Annotated in this window: 19 protein-coding genes; 11 read left to right on the top strand and 8 right to left on the bottom strand. The window is 62.2% G+C overall.

Going from position 1 to position 19,929, the window contains the following annotated elements; genetic code table 11:
* Positions 1 to 76: 76 nt before the first annotated feature.
* Genes ACCD05_RS08765 through ACCD05_RS08775 form a run of 3 tightly spaced genes read right to left on the bottom strand, consistent with a single transcriptional unit; the run spans position 77 to position 3,160 of the window.
* A complete protein-coding gene (locus ACCD05_RS08765) occupies positions 77 to 1,177 on the bottom strand; it encodes a D-TA family PLP-dependent enzyme (protein WP_112949992.1) in 1,101 nt (366 codons plus the stop codon).
* Between the two features lie 16 nt (positions 1,178 to 1,193).
* Positions 1,194 to 2,654: a M81 family metallopeptidase gene (locus ACCD05_RS08770; protein ID WP_112950012.1), complete on the bottom strand. Its 1,461-nt coding sequence runs from the start codon at positions 2,652 to 2,654 to the stop codon at positions 1,194 to 1,196.
* Positions 2,655 to 2,674: 20 nt separating this feature from the next.
* Entirely contained in the window at positions 2,675 to 3,160 is a 486-nt protein-coding gene (locus tag ACCD05_RS08775; protein WP_112949991.1) for a hypothetical protein, read from the bottom strand.
* Between the two features lie 110 nt (positions 3,161 to 3,270).
* Here ACCD05_RS08775 and ACCD05_RS08780 point away from each other — a divergent pair, with 110 nt between their 5' ends.
* The 7 genes from ACCD05_RS08780 to yghX all read left to right on the top strand — a co-directional run bounded on the left by ACCD05_RS08780 (position 3,271) and on the right by yghX (position 11,024).
* Positions 3,271 to 3,660: a RidA family protein gene (locus tag ACCD05_RS08780; RefSeq protein WP_112949990.1), complete on the top strand. Its 390-nt coding sequence runs from the start codon at positions 3,271 to 3,273 to the stop codon at positions 3,658 to 3,660.
* A 25-nt stretch (positions 3,661 to 3,685) separates the two neighbouring features.
* A complete protein-coding gene (locus tag ACCD05_RS08785) occupies positions 3,686 to 4,546 on the top strand; it encodes a MurR/RpiR family transcriptional regulator (RefSeq protein WP_018896574.1) in 861 nt (286 codons plus the stop codon).
* A 27-nt stretch (positions 4,547 to 4,573) separates the two neighbouring features.
* Entirely contained in the window at positions 4,574 to 5,350 is a 777-nt protein-coding gene (locus ACCD05_RS08790; protein ID WP_112949989.1) for an SDR family oxidoreductase, read from the top strand.
* Between the two features lie 29 nt (positions 5,351 to 5,379).
* Positions 5,380 to 7,299: a beta-N-acetylhexosaminidase gene (locus tag ACCD05_RS08795; protein WP_112949988.1), complete on the top strand. Its 1,920-nt coding sequence runs from the start codon at positions 5,380 to 5,382 to the stop codon at positions 7,297 to 7,299.
* A gap of 10 nt (positions 7,300 to 7,309) precedes the next feature.
* Positions 7,310 to 8,746 carry a M81 family metallopeptidase gene (locus ACCD05_RS08800; protein WP_112435391.1) on the top strand — a complete coding sequence of 479 codons (1,437 nt, stop codon included), beginning with the start codon at positions 7,310 to 7,312 and terminating at the stop codon, positions 8,744 to 8,746.
* Between the two features lie 101 nt (positions 8,747 to 8,847).
* Positions 8,848 to 10,047 (top strand): MFS transporter, encoded by a 1,200-nt coding sequence (locus ACCD05_RS08805; protein ID WP_413392089.1) that lies wholly within the window; start codon positions 8,848 to 8,850, stop codon positions 10,045 to 10,047.
* A gap of 89 nt (positions 10,048 to 10,136) precedes the next feature.
* Positions 10,137 to 11,024 carry a YghX family hydrolase gene (yghX, locus tag ACCD05_RS08810; protein WP_112435393.1) on the top strand — a complete coding sequence of 296 codons (888 nt, stop codon included), beginning with the start codon at positions 10,137 to 10,139 and terminating at the stop codon, positions 11,022 to 11,024.
* Positions 11,025 to 11,082: 58 nt separating this feature from the next.
* Here the strand turns inward: yghX and ACCD05_RS08815 are convergent, their stop codons facing one another.
* The 5 genes from ACCD05_RS08815 to ACCD05_RS08835 form a co-directional block, all read right to left on the bottom strand.
* Positions 11,083 to 12,810, bottom strand: a complete 1,728-nt coding sequence (locus ACCD05_RS08815) for a peptidoglycan D,D-transpeptidase FtsI family protein (protein ID WP_111560848.1) — start codon at positions 12,808 to 12,810, stop codon at positions 11,083 to 11,085.
* A 223-nt stretch (positions 12,811 to 13,033) separates the two neighbouring features.
* Positions 13,034 to 13,825: an amino acid ABC transporter ATP-binding protein gene (locus ACCD05_RS08820; RefSeq protein ID WP_111560849.1), complete on the bottom strand. Its 792-nt coding sequence runs from the start codon at positions 13,823 to 13,825 to the stop codon at positions 13,034 to 13,036.
* Positions 13,822 to 14,490 (bottom strand): amino acid ABC transporter permease, encoded by a 669-nt coding sequence (locus tag ACCD05_RS08825; protein ID WP_112435395.1) that lies wholly within the window; start codon positions 14,488 to 14,490, stop codon positions 13,822 to 13,824. Before ACCD05_RS08825 ends, ACCD05_RS08820 begins: the two co-directional genes overlap by 4 nt.
* Positions 14,487 to 15,128 carry an amino acid ABC transporter permease gene (locus ACCD05_RS08830; protein WP_111560851.1) on the bottom strand — a complete coding sequence of 214 codons (642 nt, stop codon included), beginning with the start codon at positions 15,126 to 15,128 and terminating at the stop codon, positions 14,487 to 14,489. Before ACCD05_RS08830 ends, ACCD05_RS08825 begins: the two co-directional genes overlap by 4 nt.
* A gap of 84 nt (positions 15,129 to 15,212) precedes the next feature.
* A complete protein-coding gene (locus ACCD05_RS08835) occupies positions 15,213 to 16,040 on the bottom strand; it encodes a transporter substrate-binding domain-containing protein (RefSeq protein ID WP_112435439.1) in 828 nt (275 codons plus the stop codon).
* 241 nt (positions 16,041 to 16,281) lie between these two features.
* Here ACCD05_RS08835 and hutC point away from each other — a divergent pair, with 241 nt between their 5' ends.
* From hutC to ACCD05_RS08855, 4 genes are all read left to right on the top strand, one after another.
* Positions 16,282 to 17,007 carry a histidine utilization repressor gene (hutC, locus tag ACCD05_RS08840; RefSeq protein WP_112949986.1) on the top strand — a complete coding sequence of 242 codons (726 nt, stop codon included), beginning with the start codon at positions 16,282 to 16,284 and terminating at the stop codon, positions 17,005 to 17,007.
* Positions 17,008 to 17,018: 11 nt separating this feature from the next.
* A complete protein-coding gene (locus ACCD05_RS08845; RefSeq protein WP_112435397.1) occupies positions 17,019 to 17,957 on the top strand; it encodes a LysR family transcriptional regulator in 939 nt (312 codons plus the stop codon).
* 97 nt (positions 17,958 to 18,054) lie between these two features.
* Positions 18,055 to 19,395, top strand: a complete 1,341-nt coding sequence (locus ACCD05_RS08850; protein WP_413392090.1) for an LLM class flavin-dependent oxidoreductase — start codon at positions 18,055 to 18,057, stop codon at positions 19,393 to 19,395.
* A 15-nt stretch (positions 19,396 to 19,410) separates the two neighbouring features.
* Entirely contained in the window at positions 19,411 to 19,929 is a 519-nt protein-coding gene (locus tag ACCD05_RS08855) for a flavin reductase family protein (protein ID WP_111560855.1), read from the top strand.

Raw genomic sequence — 19,929 nt, forward strand, 5'->3', positions numbered from 1 at the left:
CGGATATGGCAAACTTCAAGGAGGACGATCCAATGACGTTAGCGGCCGGTGAACGGCCGCCAATCCGGCGCTTCGGTTACCAGACCAGCCCGCGCGCGGCCACGTCTTCGACGCGGGTGACGACACCATTGCGATGGAACACCATCGTGTCGAAAAGGTTCGAGACTACACAGGTGTGGTTCGGGATGATCAGGAGCTTGTCGCCGATTTGCGGCCGAGCGCCCTCGCATTTCGACAGGTCGATCACGCCATGCTCTTCTGACAGGCCGGTGATTGAAGCCTGCGGATAGCCGACGACCTGGCCGTAATCCGTGAAACCGAGCAGATCGGATGTCAGCGCTTTCGAGCCCGCATCGATGACAGCACGATCCCCCGTCGGGCGTGAAACGACCGTGACGAGAATATGCATGGCGCAGTCGTCTTCGGTGCAATGGCCGGCGCGGACCATGGAGCGGTCATTATAGATATAGGTGCCGGCCCGGTGTTCGGTTGCGGCGGGAACCAGATGGGCGTCGAACAGGCTCGGCGATCCGCCGTTGCTGACGATAGGGCAGGCGATGCCCTCGGCATCGAGCAAGGTTAGTGTTTGCGCGAGAAACGCCTGAACCTCGGTGGCGGCGCCCGGCTTCGGATAGTTCAGCAACCCGCCAAAGGTGAGGCCCGCTGCGGCGTCGATGTGCTTGGCGAGCGTCACGGCTTGCGCGGGCTTCTGAACGCCGCAGCGTCCGGCGCCGGTATCGCATTCAACCAGAACCACAAGCGGCTTGCGCGCAGCAAAATAGGTAGCCAGGCCGTCGACGGTATAGGCGCTGTCAGCGACCACCTTCAGCCCGGATATGCGCTCGCTCAGCGCCGCCAGGCGCTCGAGCTTCTGGGCGCCGATGATGTTGAAGGTGATGAGGATGTCCTCGAAGCCCGCGTCGGCAAAAACTTCGGCCTCGGTGACCTTCTGGCAATTGATACCCTTAGCGCCCGCCGCTACCTGTTGGGCCGCCAGCGCCGGAATCTTGTGCGTCTTGATGTGCGGGCGGAAGTCGATGCCGTGCGCGTCCATGTAGGCCTGCGTGCGAGCAATATTGGCCGCCATCCGGTCTTCGTCGATGATCGGCCGAGGTGTCGAGAGTTCCGCGACCTTGTCGCCGGGCTTGGCGACGACGGCAAATGGGCTGTTGTGCATCTGAGGCTACTCCATGCTAGGCGCCGTGGGGATCGGCGATCATGGGCCAGATATCCTTGCGCGCCCGCCGATACGGCGTCTTCGCCGGATTGTTAGGATAAGGCGTGCCAGCCGCGCAATAGATGATTTCGGACGCGATCTTCGAGAACGAGGCGTAGAAGTGGTTCGTCGACTTGATAACGAGGATTTTCTTCTGCGTCGGATCGATGCCCATGACCGAGAACAGGCTCGGATCGAAGCTCTGGGCGCGCGTCGAGTTCAAGATAATGTCGATGCCATCGAGCACGATGTGCGCTGCGTCGCCAAAGGGCGCGAAGCTTTCGCCAAAGCGCATCTCGGCGTTCGGCACGATCTTGATGACTTTGACCAGACCATCGATCGGGTTGCCCGTACCGGGTGCCGACTTGGCGCCGAAGCGCAGCGGAATCTCGGCACCCTCACCGGCCGCCATGCAGATCTGCACCGCCATCGGGTCCCAGATCGTGCCGATCGCCGCATCGGTGACGCCGCGCGCCAAAAGTTCGCCCAGAACGACGGTCGCGTCGCCAGCCGTTCCGCCGCCAGGATTGTCCCACATATCGGCGATCACGACAGGCCATGCGGTTGCCGCCAGAGCCTGCGACACAGCCTCTTTCTCGTCGATCTGCGGCATCATGAAGGTGCCGCGTTTCGAAAAGAGTTCCATGCCGAGTTCGCGCGCCAGCGCATCGCCCTTGTCCTTGCGGTCGTTGGTGACGACGAGAAGCTTGGTGCCCATCTCCGGCACGTCGCCGGCCATGAAGCCGTGGACCACGGAGATGGAGAGAACGTCGGGGTCGTCCTTCTCGATCTGCATGATCTTGTCGACGAAGGAGCGCATGGGATCGCGCGAGGTCGGAAACACGTCGATCATCCGGCAGTTGAAGACGGACATGACCGGTTTAACGCGGCCTTCCAGCGTATCGACGGCGATGCGCCACAGGTCCTCGGCCCGATCGACGAAGTCCGTGTGCGGGAACTCCTTGAAGTAGACGAAGACATTGGCGGCAGCGAAACGCTTGGCCGTCAGATGGCTGTGCGGATCGAGCTCGGCGAAAACGGGGATGTCGGGGCCGACAATCTCGCGAATGCGCGCCAGCGTATCGCCTTCCGTGTCCTCGTAACCGGCGGCGACCATTGCGCCATGCAGCCCGAGCACCACGGCATCGACGGGCATCGCCGCGCGAAGCTGTCCGAGGATTTCGTCGCGCAGGCCTTCATAGGTCGCGCGGTTGACGAGGCCGGCCGGGTCCGCCCAGGTCGCGGTGCCCTCGATCAGTGTCCAGCCCTTCTCCGCGCAGACGCGCCGGCCGACGGTGATCGGCGCGGAGCAGAGCGTCGGCGTTTCGGGATGTTCGCCCGGCGGCGCATAGAGCGACGCCTCGAAAGCGCGCCGATCGACGCAGATTGGAGAGAAGGTATTGGTCTCGGTTGCGAGAGCCGCCGTGAAAATCCGCAATGTCTCGGCCTTTGTGTTGATCAACCCATCGGGTTTGGAAGATAGCCGGTGAAACCGGAGATCTTCCAACGCCCCTCGTGCAGGCGGCAATAATAAAGGGTCTGCCACTGCATGATGTCGCGGCTGCCATCGGCCTTGGCGATGCCGCCATCAAACTTCTTGCGCACCAGCGCCATGTCGCCCTCGATCTCGATATCCTCGAGCGTGGTCGTGGTGAAAATGGCCGTGCGCGTGTCTTCGGCAAAGGACTGCGTCGCGAAATCCTTGGCCTGGCGGACCCACTCATCGCGATAGGCGGCAAGCGTCGGGAAGGCGAGGCGCCACTTGTCTGGGCTCACTTCTTTGCGGCCGTCGATACCGATGAAGCCATCCTCGACGAAATCGTGCTCGACCATCGACCAATCTGCGGCCAGGAAGGCCTCGATATCGCGGTGAACGAGCATCTCCCAGATCGAATGCCTGGCGGTGTCAGAGGCGGGGAAGGGGTTCTTGAAAGGATCGCGCATGGTGTTCCCGATTGAAATTGTTTTCATGAATGACGTTTTTCTCTGGTCAAATTCCGCTTAATATGGTCACTTGTCAACTTATCACGAAAATAATTTGCAAGGATCGGTCAATGTCCATCAAGCGTTATGGCACCGTTCAGACCGGCGCAGGCGGAAAGCCGCTGCCGTTTGCCCGTGCCGTCGAAGCCGACGGCTGGCTCTATGTGTCGGGTCAGGTTGCCATGGAAAATGGCGAGATCATCGACGGCAATATCGTCGCGCAGACGCACAAGACGATCCAGAACGTGATCGCGATCCTGGAAGAGGCTGGCTATGGCCTCGAGCATGTCGTGCGCTGCGGCGTGTGGCTCGACGATCCCCGCGATTTCTGGACCTTCAACGGCATCTATCAGCAGTATTTCGGCGGGCATCCCCCGGCACGCGCCTGTGTACAGTCGTCGATGATGGTCGATTGCAAGGTCGAAATCGATTGCGTCGCGTATAAAGCGAAAGACAAATAGCGCGATAGACCAAGGGGAGCCGGGCGTGGATATTTTCTCGACATTGCAGGAAGAGAAGGCCCGGCTTTCGCCGTCGGAAACCCGTATCGCGGATATTCTGCTCAACGACTTCGAATTCGCTGTCAACGCCTCGATCATCGAGCTGGCGGAGAAGGCGGATGTCTCGCCGCCGACGGTCACCCGCTTCTGTCGCCGTGTCGGTTGCGAAAGCTTTTCCGATTTCAAGGTTCAGCTCGCCCGCACGGCCTATGTCGGGATGCGCTATCTCAGGCCCGAGCCGAAGAGCCGCGATCCCGGTGACGTCGCCCAGGACATCATCACCAAGGCGCAGAACGCGCTGTTTCTGTTACATCGCTCGCTCGACCTTGCCGCTATAGAGCAGGCCGCCGAGAAGATTGCCAAGGCCGAGATGATCTATGCCTTCGGTTCAGGCGGCAATTCCTCGATGATCGCCAGCGAGCTGCAGAACCGCCTCTTCCGCTTCGGCCTGCATGTGACCGCGAGCTCCGATCACGGCATGCAGCTGATGCTGGCGGCGGCGGCGAAGTCGACGCATGTCATCGTCGGCTCGTCGTTTTCGGGCCGCAACACCGAACTCGTCCGTTCCTTCACGCTCGCCCGCGAGACCGGGGTCACGACCATCGCGCTGACGCAGGCCGACAGCCTCGTCGCCAAGGCCGCCGACATCGTCATCCCGATCGATCTTGCCGAGGGTAACAACATCTTCCGGCCGACCTCGACGCGCATCGCCTATCTGGCCGCCGTCGACATCCTGGCCAGCCTCGTCGCCTACAACATCCCGCAGGCGGCGGTCACCCTTCGACGCATCAAACAACAACTCGTTGCCCACCGTGACGGCGATGACCGTCAGCTGCTTGGGGACTGAGGATTTCATGTCAGGAAAGGACTGAGAATGACAAAATCGGTAGCGATCGTGACCGGCGCTGCGGGCGATATCGGCCGTGCCATCGCCAGCCGGCTTGCGGATGACCACGACGTCGTCCTGCTTGTCGATATCGACGGCGCTGCCGCCGAAAAGGCTGCGCGTGCGCTGGGTTCGGCCGAGCGCTTCGTCGCCGTCAGCTGTGACGTCACAAGCGAGCACAGCGTTGCCGAAATGGCGAAGACCGCCGCGTCGCTCGGCGCGCTCAAGACGCTGGTCAACAATGCGGGTGCCGCGCGTGCCGTCAGCCTGCAGTCGACGAAGCCGGAGGATTGGCGCGCCGACAACGCGCTCAACTTCGAAGCACCGTTCCTCTGCTTCAGCGCCGTCGCGGATCTCCTGAAGGCAACGCAGGGCTCGGTGGTCAACATCGCCTCCGTCAACGGCATGCACGTCTTCGGCCATCCGGCCTATAGCGCCGCCAAGGCCGGCCTCCTGCATTTTACCAAGCTGGTTGCCGTCGAATACGGCAAGTTCGGCATCCGCTCGAACGCGATTGCGCCGGGCACGGTACGCACGCAGGCCTGGGCAGCCCGCGCCGCCGCCAATCCGAATGTCTTCGAGGAAGCGCGCCGCTGGTATCCGCTGCAGCGCGTCGTCGACCCGAAGGATGTTGCCAACGCGGTCGGCTTCCTGGCGAGCGCGCAGGCCAATGGCATTACCGGCGTCTGCCTGCCCGTCGATTGCGGCCTCACCGCGGGCCAAGCGGAACTTGCCCGCACCTTCTCCCAATCCGCAGACTACTGATCAAAAAAAGAATACTGAGAGGAACAGTTATGGACACGGTCCCCTATCGTCTGGAGAGCTCCTGGCAGCCGGACGGCGGTCCGAATGGTCGCTTCACCTTTACCCTTTTCAACCTGTCGGATGCGCCGCTTGCGGATTTCAAGATCGTCTACACGTCGCTGACACGGGTGATCGACAAGAAGGCTTGCGAGAATGCGACCTTCCTGCGCCGCAACGCCAATTTTCACGAGTTCGCGCCACCTACAGGCCTTTCCATTGCGCCGGGTGCAGGCTGGACTTTTATCGTGAGCGGCCTGCACCGCCCGGCCAAGCACTGCACCGATGGCGCCAAGTCGGCCTATGTGACGCTTGCCGATGGCAGCCACGTCGCGGTCGCCGTGTCCGATCTCCTGCTCGAAGGCCGTGTCAGCGAGCCGCCGCCGGTGCTGTTGCCTGAGGGCAAGCTCGACCTGCCCTTCGCCCTGCAGCCCTGGCCGGCCGAAATCGACGCCAAGCCGGGCGATGGCTTTCCAGTTGTGCTCTATCCTGCGGCCGGCGCTTCCTCGGATGATCTGCGCGCCATGTCCACGGTCACCTCGCTCGTGCGTCGCCTGTTCGAAAGCGCGCATGCGCCATTCAATCTGCAGCCGTCGCCGCAGGGTCGCGCAGTGCGTTTCATCGCCGATGCCGCGATTGCGGCCGAGTGCTACAAGCTCACCTTCTCGGCCGATGAAATCACGCTTGCCTATGCGGACGCCGCCGGTCGCCAGTATGGCCTGACGTCGCTTGCGCAGCTGCTTGAGGGCGCGCGCAGCCGCCCCGGCAGCTTTCGTTTCCCGGTCTCGGGCACTATCGCCGACAAGCCACGCTACGGCTGGCGCGGCTGCCATCTCGATGTCTCGCGACAGTTCTATCCGGCAGCCGATATCAAGCGGCTTGTCGACATCCTGGCCTGGCTGAAGCTCAATGTCTTCCATTGGCACCTGACCGACGACGAAGCCTGGCGCCTGGAGATCAAGGCCTATCCGGAGCTCACGACCACTGGCGTGCTGCGCGGACCGGACGCACCGCTTCTGCCGCAGCTCGGCAATGGCGCGGAGCCGGTCGGCGGTTTCTATTCGCAGGACGATGTCCGCGAGATCGTCGCGCATGCGCTGGCGTTGAGCGTCGAGGTCGTTCCCGAAATCGATATCCCCGGCCACAGCACGGCGACGCTCGTGGCGCTGCCGGAGCTGACCGACGGACAGGAAGCACCGGACAGCTATCACTCGGTCCAGGGCTATCCGAACAATGCGCTGAACCCCGCCATTCCGCTGACCTATACCTTCTTAGAAAAGGTGCTCGACGAAATGGTCGAGCTCTTCCCGTCGAAGTATCTGCATATTGGTGGCGACGAAGTGGCGAACGGTTCCTGGCTGGCGTCGCCGCTTGCGAAGAAGCTGATGGAGCAGGAAGGCATCGAGGGCACCTTCGCGCTGCAGTCCTACTTCCTGAAGCGCGTCAAGGACATGCTGACGGCGCGCGGACGCAAGCTTGCCGGCTGGAACGAGGTCGCCCATGGCGGCGGCGTCGCGGCCAAGGATACGCTGCTGATGGCCTGGGAAAACCCACAGGTCGGCATCGAGCTCGCCAGGGAAGGCTATGAGGTGGTCATGACCCCCGGCCAGGCCTATTATCTCGACATGGTGCAGGCCGAGGCCTTCCAGGAGCCCGGCGCCAGCTGGGCGGGCACGGTACCGCCGGCCCACACCTATGGCTATGAGGCCGAAGGGGACTTCCCTGAAGAGCTGAAGGACAGGATGAAGGGCGTACAGGCCTGCATCTGGTCCGAGCACTTCCTGTCGCGCGGCTATTTCAACCGTCTCGTCTTCCCGCGCCTGCCGGCCATTGCCGAGGCTGCGTGGACACCGAAGGCGAAGAAGAACTGGGATCGCTTCTCGGCCGTCGTGCCGCTGAGCCCGAAACTCTAAGGAGCTGACGATGCGGATCGCTGTTGGCGGAATTCATACCGAGTGCAGTACCTATTCGCCGGTGCTGATGGCCGTCGAGGATTTTCGCGTGCTCAAGGGCGCGGATCTTCTGGGGGCCGAGTATTTCAACTTTCTGAAGGCCGATGGCGTCGAGCATCTGCCGCTTCTGCACGCGCGCGCCGTGCCTGGAGGCCCGGTCTCCCGCGTCGCCTACGAGGCCTTTAAGACCGAGTTCCTCTCTCTCCTGAAGGCGGCCTTGCCGCTCGATGGGCTCTATCTCGCCATGCATGGCGCGATGAATGTCGAGGGTATGGACGACGCCGAGGGCGATTGGATTTCAGCTGCTCGCGCGGTTGTCGGGCCTGATGTCGTCGTTGCGGCGAGCTACGACCTGCACGGCAATGTCAGCCAGAAGATCATCGATCAACTCGACATCTTCGCCGGCTACAGGACCGCGCCGCATATCGATGTGCGCGAAACCATGGTGCGGGCGTGGTCGATGCTGGTCGATGCCCTGAAGAGCGGCACACGCCCCGGTGTCGCCTGGGCACCGGTGCCGGTTCTCTGGCCTGGCGAGCGCACATCGACGGAAGATCAGCCGGCGAAGGCGCTCTATGAGGCCCTGCCGGTCTTCGACCAGCGCGCCGGCGTCCTCGATGCCAATCTGATGGTCGGCTATGTCTGGGCTGACGAGCCGCGCGCGACCGCCTGCGCGGTCATCACCGCGACCAGCAAGGGTGCCGCGGCCAAGGCTGCGGAAGAGATCGCGCTCTCTTATTGGAACGCACGCGAGGATTTCCGCTTCGGTCCCGTCACCGGGCCGCTGGCGGAGATGCTCGATGCCGCCGAGAAGGCGGAGACCTCGCCCGTCATCCTCGCTGATTCCGCCGATAACCCTACGGGTGGCGGTGTCGGCGATCGCGCCGACGTGCTGAACGCGCTGATCGCTCGCGGCTTTGACGGCGCGCTGATTGCTGGGATTACCGATCGTCCGGCTGTCGAGGCCTGCTTTGCAGCCGGCAAGGGTGCCACGCTTGCGCTGACCATCGGTGGCAGCCTCGATGGATCGAGCACACCGGCCAAGGTGCAGGCGGAGGTCGTGCTGCTCTCTAATACCGGCGTGGCCGCCGAGCGCCAGGCGGTCGTGCGCGTTGGCGGGATCACCGTCGTGCTCGCCGCGCGCCGCCGGCCGTATCACAACATCGCCGATTTCACCCTGCTCGGGCTTGATCCGAAGGCTGTCCGCCTCCTGGTCGTCAAATCCGGCTACCTCTCACCGGAACTCGCGCCGATCGCCAATCCGAACCTGATGGCGCTGACGCAGGGCGTGGTGAACCAGGATATCGAGGGGCTCACCAGCAACCGCCGCGCGCGGCCTGCATTCCCCTTCGATCGCGATTTCAGCTACATCCCGCAAGCGCGCTTCTCGGCGCGCTGGACTGACTAACAGGAAATAACTGACAGCCTGGTGGTTTCGGCACTATACCGAAGCTGCCAGGCGGCGCTCGCCAAAGACGGGCGTCCGCCGCCACCGCCACGAATTCGAACATGACCCGCTTTCTTCCCGCTGTCTTCCGCGACCCGACCATCCGGGTGAGCATGCTCGCCCTCTTTATGTTCGGCGTCGCAAGCGCCGCCACCTCTCCCTATCAATCCGTCGTCGGCATCCGCGAACTGGGCTTGAGCAACGGGCTCTACTCCGCCCTGATTTTCTCCGCCGCGGCCGTCAACGTTACGGTCAGCATCCTGCTCGGCAATCTGGCGGATCGGCTCGGCGAATACCGTACCATGATGCTGGCGACTGCAATCTTTGGCGTGCTAGGCTATGGTGCGATCTACATTCTGCCGCATCAGGCGACCTTCGTGGTCAGCGCGCTGCTGCTCCTGCCGGTCTATGGCTCGCTGAATTCGCTGCTCTTCGGGAATGTTCGCCGAAGGACAACCGGCATGTCGCGCGATGACGTCGCCAGGGTCAATTCCGGTGTCCGCGCGATGATGTCGCTCGCCTGGGTTCTCGTGCCCGGTCTGACCGGCGTGTTGCTTGCCCGGTCGCCAAGCATGCTGCCGGCCTATCTGTTTGCCGGGGTCGCCTGCGCCGCCTGCTTTGGCCTCATCGCCGTCTTCCTGCCGCGCCAGACGGGGACCGACAAGGCCGCGAGCCGCCACCTCTCTTATCTCGCGGCACTCGGCGAAGTCGGTTCGCCGCCGGTACTTGTCCGGGTCATCGCCATCGCGCTCATCAGTTCCATGTTGCATATAAACGGCGCCATCCTGCCGCTGATCGTCACCGGCGCCGCGCATGGGACGGTTGCCGATCTCGGCATCCTCATCGGCATCGTCGCCTTCCTCGAAGTCGTCTTCATCATCGTCTGGGGGCGGGCGCAAAGGATCATGAGCCATGTGACGTCGCTCGCGATCGGCGCGAGCATCTATGTGGTCTATCTCACGCTGCTCGGTTTCGCCTCGGCACCTTGGCATGTCTACTCACTCACCTTGATCAGCGGCTTTGGGGCGGCTGCGCTGATCAGCATCCCGATCACCTATCTGCAGGACCTGATCGCCGAGCGTCCGGGATTGGGCAGCGCGCTCATCTCCGTCAACATCTTCATCAGCGCCGGCCTCAGCGCACTGCTCTTTGCCATCGGCACCGCAATCAGCAGCTATTCCGGCACGGCCTTCATCGGCGCGCTTGCCGGTGTGATCGGGCTGGCGATGCTCCTGTATTTCGACCGCCTGGGGCGTCGCTGAGCCCTGCTGGTAGCGCAATGTTGAACTGACGAGGGGAAACGGTCGTGTAGTATTGCCGCCGAGACGGATGGATGGATGGAGGATCAATCATGAATCGGCTGACCGCGAAGGACTTCCCCCAGGAACTGCTTGAACTCTACGACTATTACGCGCATGGCAGGATCACCAAGCGTGAATTTCTCGACCGAGCGAGCAAGTTCGCCGTCGGCGGGCTGACCGCCGCTGCAATTCTATCCTCGATGAGCCCGAACTATGCGCTGGCGACGCAGGTGGAGTTCACCGACCCCGATATCATCGCCGAATACATCACCTATTCCTCGCCCAAGGGAAATGGCGACGTGCGCGGCTATCTTGTTCGTCCGGCGAAGGCCGAGGGGAAGGTGGCGGGCGTGGTTGTCGTTCATGAGAACCGGGGGCTCAACCCCTATATCGAGGACGTCGCGCGGCGTGTTGCCAAGGCTGGTTTCATCGCGCTGGCGCCCGATGGCCTGACGTCTGTCGGCGGCTATCCTGGGAATGACGAGAAGGGCCGCGAGTTGCAGCAGACGGTCGATCCGCAGAAGCTGATGAACGACTTCTTCGCTGCGATCGAATTTCTGATCAAGAGCGACCTGACAACAGGCAAGGTCGGCATTACCGGCTTTTGCTACGGCGGCGGCGTCGCCAATGCCGCGGCCGTTGCCTATCCGGAACTCGGCGCCGCCGTGCCGTTTTACGGCCGTCAGCCGAGCGCCGACAGCGTCACGCGCATCAAGGCGCCGCTGCTTCTCCACTACGCCGAACTCGACAAGGGCATCACCGACGGCTGGCCGGCCTATGAGACGGCGCTCAAGGCGGACAAGAAGGTCTACGAGGCCTACATCTATCCCGGCGTAAACCACGGCTTTCACAACGACTCGACGCCGCGCTACGACGAAGCTGCCGCCAAGCTTGCCTGGGAACGGACTGTGGCCTGGTTCAAGAAATATCTGGCTTAGGCGCAGCCAATGGGCTTTCGACCGCCAATGCCGGCGGTTGAAAGCCTAGTGCATTCGATCAATAGCCGACCAACAGGTTCTGGCCGAAATCCGGCTGAACGCCCAATATCGGCCCGACCCGCTTGACGATATCGGCCACCATCGGCGCTGCGGTCTGGGCGGCGAAGTTGAGGTTCTGCAAGCCCGTCAGCGGCTGATCGACGAATGACAAAACCACGTATCGCGGGTTTTGCATCGGGAAGCCCGCGAGAAACGAGTTGAAGCTCAACTTGTGTGAATAGACGCCGTGGATGACCTTGTTGGCCGTCCCGGTCTTGCCGCCGACATGGAAGCCGGGGACATCGGCGGTTCGCCCGGTGCCCTGCTCGCCATTCAGCTTGAAGAGATACCGGATGGTGTCGCTTGTGCTCTTCTTGACGACTGGTTGTTCGGTCTCGGCAGCCTCTTCACGCGTGCGCGGCAGGAAGGTCGGCTCGATCAGTTCGCCACCATCCAGAAGAGCCGCGCCGGCGACCGCGGTCTGCATCGGCGTCGTGGCAACGCCGTGGCCGAAGGCGGCGGTGAGGGAGTTGATCTTCTTCCAGACCCTCGGCTGGCTCGGCGCTTTCACTTCTGGCAACTCCGTCTGCATCTTCGAAAGCAGGCCGAAGCGCGTGAGGTATTCTTTCTGGATATCCATGCCGACGACATCCATCATCTTGGCGGTGCCGACGTTTGAGGAGTAACGGAAGATTTCCGGGATCGACAACACGCGCCGCGGAACGTCACGGTCGTCGTGGATCGTGAAGCCGCCGTAATGGAGAGGTGTGCTTGCGTCGAACGTGTCAGACAGCTTGATCTTGCCGGTGTCGATCGCCATCGCGATTGAGAAGGTCTTGAAGACGGAGCCCATTTCGTCGGTGCCATTCGACATCCGGTTGAGCCATCCCTTGTCGCCATCTGCTTGCGGATCGTTCGGGTCGAAGTCGGGTGCCGAGGCCATGGCGAGAACCTCGCCGGTATAGATATCAAGGATGACGGCGCCAGCCGATTGCGCCTGATATCGACCGATCGCATCCGCCACCACATCGTGCACGGCGTTCTGCGCGCGGATATCGATCGAAAGCTTCACCGGCTCCAGGCTGCCGGCGATGGTGAGGCCCGTTGAGGCGAGCGCGGAGAGGCCTTGATCGTCGAGATACTTCTCCATGCCGCTGACGCCGTGATTGTCGATGTCGACATAGCCGAGAATATGCGCGGCGGTTCGGCCACCCGGATAGAAGCGTTTCACTTCGGGGCGGAAGCCGATGGCGGGAATGCCGAGCTTCAGCACTTCGCTCTGCTGCTTCGGGCTGAGCTGGCGCTTCAACCAGGCGAAGTGCGAGCGACGGTTGGAGAGCTTCTGAAATGTCGAGCGCTTGTCGAGATCGGGAAAAACGGTGGCGAGCTTTTCGACGGCATCATCGACGTCGACGATCTTGATCGGCTCGGCGAACATCGACACGGTGCGGATATCGGTCGCAAGCAGCTCTCCGTTGCGATCCAGGATATCCGGGCGCGATGCGACCGACGAAGGCTTGGGCAGGATGGCTGACGTGGAGGGGTCGCCGTGCACGCCGTAATAGATGAGCTTGCCGCCGATGACGCTGTAGGCAAGCACCAGCGCGGTGCCTAATATCGTCAGGCGCGATCTCGGCGTGGGCGCCTTGCGGCGTGGCTTGACCAGGCGCCTGCCGCCATCGCGAGAGCCGAACTCCAGGCTGACGAGACGCCCGCTTCTGGATGCTAGGGTTTGGAGAATGGACATCGGATCCAGCTAGCTCGATAGCGCGCATACGAATTGTTAGTGCACATCAGCTAGCGCCGAGATCGTTAATGGGGTGTTAACGGATTGCCTCGGCTTGGCTCAATTCACAAAGAAGTCACTGCTAAGATGATCGCTTGCTACTGATGGTGGCGCCCGCCCGTAGGCGGGCGCAACGGCAGCGTTTGCCGCGCATGAACGACGCAGGTAGCCGACAGGAAACGCCCTACATCAGCATCGATGCGCCGCGGTCGAGATACGTGTCGAGGAACTGTTCAAGACGCGGATTGCGCGGCTTCTTGAAGACCTCCTGCGGCGGCCCTGAGAACTGCACCTTGCCATGGTCGAGGAAGGTGATCTGCTGGCCGACCGTGGCCGCAAAGCCGATCTCGTGGGAGACGACCACCATGGTCATCCCCTCGGCGGCGAGATCGCGCATGACGTTCAGCACTTCGCCGGTCAGTTCTGGATCGAGCGACGAGGTCGGCTCGTCGAAGAGCATGATCTTCGGCTTCAACGCAAGCGCCCGGGCGATCGCCACGCGCTGCTGCTGTCCGCCTGAAAGCTGCGACGGATAGTGCCCGGCCCGGCTTTCCAGCCCGACCTTGACGAGCTGCGCCATGGCCAGCTCCTCGGCTTGCTTCCTGTTCATCTTTTGCACCAGCTTCAGCGCCTCGCTGACATTGCCGAGCGCTGTCATGTGGGGCCAAAGGTTGAACTGCTGGAACACCATGCCAATCTGCGCCCGGATCGCACGGTTGGCGGCGGCCGGAATACGCTCCCGAACGCCTCGCGCATTTTCCGTGAAGCCGAGCGTTTCGCCATTGATGGCGATCGTTCCCGATGTTGCCTCCTCGAGATAGGCCATGCAGCGCAACAGCGTGCTCTTGCCGGAGCCGGATGGACCGATGAGGCAGGATACCTGTCCCTGCGGGATCTCAAGGTCGATGCCGTGGAGAACCGTGGTTTCGCCGAATGTCTTGACGAGATTTTTGACTGCGATCGCGGGTAGGCTCATGCGTTGAAAAACCTGAATCGTGTGAGTTTCGTTTCGACGAGATGGCCAAGCCTGCCGGTGATCTCGACAAGGACCCAATAAAACAGCGCCAGCACCGACAGCGCCTCGACGAAGGCATATTGCTGCGCGCCGATGGCGCTGAGCGTCGCCGTCAGCTCGGGCACTGTGATGATCGATAAAACCGCCGTCTCCTTCATCAGGAGTACCGCCATGTTGAGCGAGGGCGGCAGCACCAGCATCGTCATTTCGGGGAGAAGGATGCGGCGGATGATCTGCCCCTGCGTCATGCCCACGCATTCGCCAGCCTCGATATGGCCCTTGGGAACCGCGAGAAAGCCGGAGCGGAAGATCTCGCTGTAATAGGCCGCGCCGTAGATCGAGATGCCGATCAGGCCTGCGGGGATCGGATCGAGCGAGAGGCCGATGAAGGGGCCGCCGTAATAGACGAGGAAGATCTGGATCAGGAACGGCGTACCGCGCAGCACGGCGACGGCAAGGCCAAGCACCTTGTCGAGCAGCATGCCGCCGAAGCGCCGGCCGACCGCGACGAAGAAACCGAGGACGGCGGCGGCGATGGTGCCGACAATCCAGATCATGAGCGTAACGCCGGCGCCGCTGACGATGGCCGGCATCTGGTCGAGAATGACGTTGATATCGAATGTCATCTTGGAACTCCCGGCAGGGAGCGCTCGATCACTCCGCCCGCAAGCGCCACGATCCAGTTGATCACGAGATAGATGAGGCCGGCTGCCGCGAAGATCTGCAGCGGCAGGAAGGTGCTGCCGGCAAGGTCCTGCGCCATGCGGGTCAGTTCGATGATGCCGACGACCGAGACCAGGGACGACGCCTTGAGAATGAGGATCGCCTCGTTGACGAGGGCCGGAAATGTCAGGCGCAGCGCGATCGGCGCCTTGATGCGGCGGAAGATCTGGCCCGGTGTCATGCCCACCATCTCCGCCGATTCAATCAGCCCGACGGGCACGCTGGCGAAGCCGCCGCGAAGGTTCTCGGCTTGATAGGCGGCGGTGCAGAGCGACATGCCGGCAATCGCCGCGACGATGCTAGGAACGTTGAGCCCAATCGCGGGCAGCAGGTTATAGATCAGCAGAAGCTGGACGAGCAGAGGCACGCCGCGGAAGAAGCTGATGAAAACTTGGGCAGGAAGAATAAAAAGCGTCTTCTTCGACAGGAGCATACCCGATAGCCCGATGGCGATCGCGAAGCCGATCAGGATCGAGACGACGCTGATCGTCACCGTGTAGATCGAAGCCTGCAGAAGCAGTTCGAAGAGTTTTAGGGACATATGTGGCTTTAGCCTGTCTGGCGCTCACAAAACTTGATCGCGCTCCGGTATCGCCGGAGCGCGACCGATCACTGATTCTTGAAATCAGAACGCCGGGTCCTTGACCGCGTCAGGGGTGTCGAAGGTGGCGCCGAACCACTTCTTCTGCAACTCGGCCATGCGGCCGTCAGCCTTGATCTTCAGCAGAGCGCCGTCGATCGCGTCCATCAGCGGCGCATGATCGGCATCCTTCAGGCCGATGAAGCCGAAGTAGGACTTCTTGCCGAAAGGCGGCTGGACGACTTCGAAGGTTCCCTCGCGTTGCTTGGCGACGAAAGCGATGTTCGGCAGCGAGTTCGCAACGCCGGCGATGCGGCCGGCTGCGAGGTCGGCGTAGGATTCGGTGAAGGCCGGATATTCGCGGATATCAGCCTTGGTCGCCAGGGTATCGGAGAATTCCTTCAACTGGTCGAGCTGCGAAGTCGCCTTGCCGACGCCGATCTTCTTGCCTGCAATGTCTTCCGGCTTGCTGATCGAGGTATCCCCGGCCTTCTTCAGGATCGCGATCGTTGCCTCGGCGATCGGCGGCGTGAAGCGGTAGCGTTCCATGCGCTTCTTGGTGATCGTTGCCGGGCCGGCAACCACGTCGAACTTCCCGGCTTCGAGCGCCGGGAAAACGCCGTCCCAGGGAAGGGCGACCCACTCGATCTTGACGCCGAGTTCCTTTCCGATTTCGGCGAAGAGATCGACGTTGAGGCCCGCGTGCTCGCCGGCATCGATAAAGTCGAACGGCGCGAAGGCGGTCTCGGTGCCGACTTTCAGCGTGCCGGCTGCCTTGACGGCGGCAAGCGTGTCAGCGGCGTGCGCGGAAAGCGTCGCGCCGAACAGGAACGCGGCGCCGACCAGGCCCTTGAGCAATGAGTTTGCGATCATGATCTTCAATCTCTCCAGTGTTTGCTCCCCCGGTGGAGGAGCACGAGTTCCCGAACTTTTAGTCCCTTAAGCGAACTTCTCCGGTGCGCTTTTGACTATACAAATAGATATAGGCTGGCCTAGTGTGTCAACGTCAAACTCCAGGAAAGCAATTTTTGTGCCGAGCAGGTGCGTGAGCTTTGAAGCAGCCCCCGGATCGGCGTTAGCGATTTCCGTCTCGCGCCCGAGAAAAGGTGACGTATTGGACCCGATTCATCAAAGAATTTTTAGCGACATCGAAACGCGGATCCTGAGCGGCGAATGGCGGCCCGGAGATCGCATCCCCATCGAACACGATCTCGTGGAGCAATATCAATGCTCGCGGATGACAGTCAGCAAGGCGCTCTCCATCCTCGTCGAGCGCGGGCTGATCGTGCGCCGGCGCAAGGCCGGCTCGTTCGTGGCCTCGCCGCAGATCGACCGCACGGTGATGGATATCCAGGACATCAGCACCGAGGCGGCGCTTGCGGGCTACGAGCACCGGCACGAAATCCTGTCGCGCAAGATCGAAAGGCTGGATACGGCCGAGGCGGCGCAGCTCCAGGCGCCGGAGGGTTCTGAGGTTCTGAGGCTTCAATGCTTGCATATCGTCGATGGAAAGCCGATCGCCATCGAGCGCCGGCTGATCCTCCTCGATACGGTGCCGCTTGCAAGACACGAGAGCTTTACTGGCGCCCCGCCGGCGAAGTGGCTGTTGTCGCAGGTGCCATGGTCGAGGGCGAGACATGTCATCCGGGCGGTCTCGGCCGACGCCTCGACAGCGCGCCTGCTCCTGATGGAGCGCGGCGAGCCCTGCCTCAATCTCATTCGCCAGACGTGGCAAAACGAGCGTATGGTGACGCATGTCGAGATCATGCATCCCGGCGATCGATTCCAGTTCGCGAGCGTCTTCCAGCCGGCTGAAAAGCGCTCGCGGCGCCAACCCTGACGAGGCCTGATTTGACCGAAAAGCAACAGCTGAGGGCGCTCCCGCTAAAGGCGCTGCAGGCTTTCGAGGCGGCCGGGCGTTGCGGCAGCGTCACGGCGGCGGCGATCGAGCTCAATGTGTCGCCGGGTGCCATCAGCCAGCAGATCAGGAAGATCGAGAGCTTTCTCGGCGTTACGCTTCTGGAGCGCAGCGGGCGAACCGCGGAGCTGACGGTCTGGGGTCGGCTTTATCACCGCGAGATCACCAAGGGCTTCGAGCAGTTCGCGATCGCGCAGCAGGTGCTGGAGCGTGCGCGCAACGAGAACGCGCTGGTCCTGAGCGCCCTGTCTTCAGTGGTGAACAAGTGGATCGGCCGTCGTATCTTCGACTGGCAGGCCCTGCACCCGGCCGCCCACATCCGTGTCATCGGCCGCGATCGGGAGCCGCGCATGGGATTCGACGAGGTCGATTTCCGAGTCAGCTATGGCTCCGACGTGCTGCGGCACGATCACTATACCGAGCTCTTCCGCGACTGGGTCGTTCCCGCCTGCTCGCCGGCTTTGATTGCGGCTGCCAAGCCCACCGTGGCGGAGTTGTTGCGCTATCCGTTGTTGCATGTCGAATGGGAGCGGCATTTCACCCCCTATCCGCGCTGGTCGGAGTTCGCCGCAAAGGTCGGCGTCGATCTCAAGGAAACGACGCCGGGACTGTCCTTTGCGCTGTCGAGCAGCGCCATCGATGCCGCGGTCAACAAGCGCGGCGTGGTGCTCGCGCAGATGTCGATGATATCAGATGAGCTCGATGCGCAGACGCTGGTCATTCCCGTCGACATCAGGATCCCGCTGCGCGAGAGCTATTTCCTGGCCTGGGACCGATCGGTCCTGCAGAAGGCCTATGGGCCGGAGTTCCGCGATTGGGTGGTTGCGATCTCCCGACAGCAGGGGCAGCTCTCGGCGCAGCCCACTCTTTAGAAAAACTAAAACGGAATACAGCTGCGCGATATTGATGAAAAAAGTCGCGTGGCGTTAGCTTGCGCAATTGATAGCGGTCAACTCCGAGGAGACCACGATGGCGCGCAGCGACAAGATGAAACTGGGCACGTTTGTCTATACGTTCGGCTTTCATCCGGCCTCGTGGCTGCATCCTGATAGCAACGTCAACGGCGCCAACGATTACAGCCATCTTCTCGACGTCGCCAAGCGATCGGAAGCGGCAAAGCTTGATTTCATGTTCCTGGCGGATTCTCCGGCAGCCGCCGTTGGCGATCCAGACGCCCTCTCACGCATTCCGACCAAGATGAACCGCTTCGAGCCGCTGTCGCTGCTATCGGCGCTCGCGGTATCAACCGAGAAGCTCGGCCTGGTGGCCACGGTATCGACCAGCTACTACGAGCCGTTCAACGTCGCGCGCCTGTTTGCCTCGATCGATCACCTGAGCGGCGGCCGCGCCTGCTGGAATGTCGTGACCTCAGACCACGACGAGACCGGTTATAATTTCAACCGCGAAGGTCTCGATCCGCATGCGCTGCGCTATGAGCGCGGCTACGAGTTCGTGGATGTCGTGTTCGGCCTGTGGGACAGCTTCGAGGAGGGCGCGCTGCTGCTCGATCGCGAAAGCGGCGTCTATTACGACAAGACCAAGCACCACACGCTCAATCACAAGGGCAAGCATTTCCAGGTGCGCGGCCCGCTCAATATCGCCCGCTCCCCACAGGGCCGGCCCGTGATCGCGCAGGCGGGTGGTTCCGAACCAGGCATGGACATGGCGGCGCGAACGGCCGAGATCGTCTTCAGCCTCGCCTCGAACATCGATCGCAACCGCGCCTTCTACCAGAACGTCAAGGCGCGGATGCCGGCCTATGGTCGCAATCACGATGACCTGAAGATCATGCCCGGCGTCGTCCTGAATGTCGGCGAGACGGAAGCCGAGGCGAAGGCCAAGGTTGATTATCTGATCGACAAGATGCACCCGGATGTCGGTCGCTTGATGCTGTCGGAATTCCTGGAGGCGGATCTGACCGGTGTACCGCTCGACAAGCCGTTTCCAATGGACCGGCTGCCCGAAGCGCCGAAGGGATCGCGGGCGCTATTCGACGAGCTCGTCGATTTCGTCAAGAGCGGCCGCACCGTCGGCGAACTGGTGCGCCACTATGCGGAAAAGCACACCGGCAACGGTATTACCGGCACGCCGAAGCAGATCGCAGATTTCATGGAAGAGTGGTTCGAGACCCGCGCGGCGGATGGCTTCATCCTGATGTTCCCGACGCTGCCGGCGAGCCTCGACGATTTCGTCAAGCTCGTGCTTCCGGAATTGCGCCGCCGTGGCCTGTTCCGCGAGGAATACGAGGGCGCGACGCTTCGCGAAAGCCTCGGCCTTTCGATGCCTGCCAATCGTTTCGCGAAGAGCTGAGAGCGAGGAGTGGCGATGCTGGACAAACCTGTCGTCGATCAAGCAGCCTTCAAACTCTCGATGCGGCATCTGGCCGGCGCGGTCAGCGTGATCACGGTCGGAGAAGGAGACGAGCGGACGGGCTTTACCGCGACATCGGTCTCTTCGCTCTCGGCGGATGTGCCTTCGGTGATCGTCAGCGTCAACCGGTCGTCCTCCTCGTGGCCCGCCGTCGAAAAATATCGTCGCTTCTGCGTCAATGTTCTCTCCGCTGACCAGCAGCACGTCGCGCAATCCTTCGCCGGCTTCGATGGTCGTCGTGGCGCCGAGCGGTATGAGGGCGCGCAATGGTATGAGCTTGCAACGGGAACGCCGGCGCTATCGGACGCGCTGACGGTGCTCGATTGCGAGCTGGACACGGTTCTCAACCACCATTCGCACGCCATCCTGATCGGCCGCGTGCGGGCTATCGAGACGCGCGAGGACGTGGAGCCGCTGCTTTACTGGCGCGGCGGCTACCGCCAATTGTCCGGGAACATCAGCGCCCGGCCGTAA

This window comes from Rhizobium sp. Rhizsp42, from assembly GCF_047304155.1.
Lineage (GTDB): Bacteria > Pseudomonadota > Alphaproteobacteria > Rhizobiales > Rhizobiaceae > Rhizobium.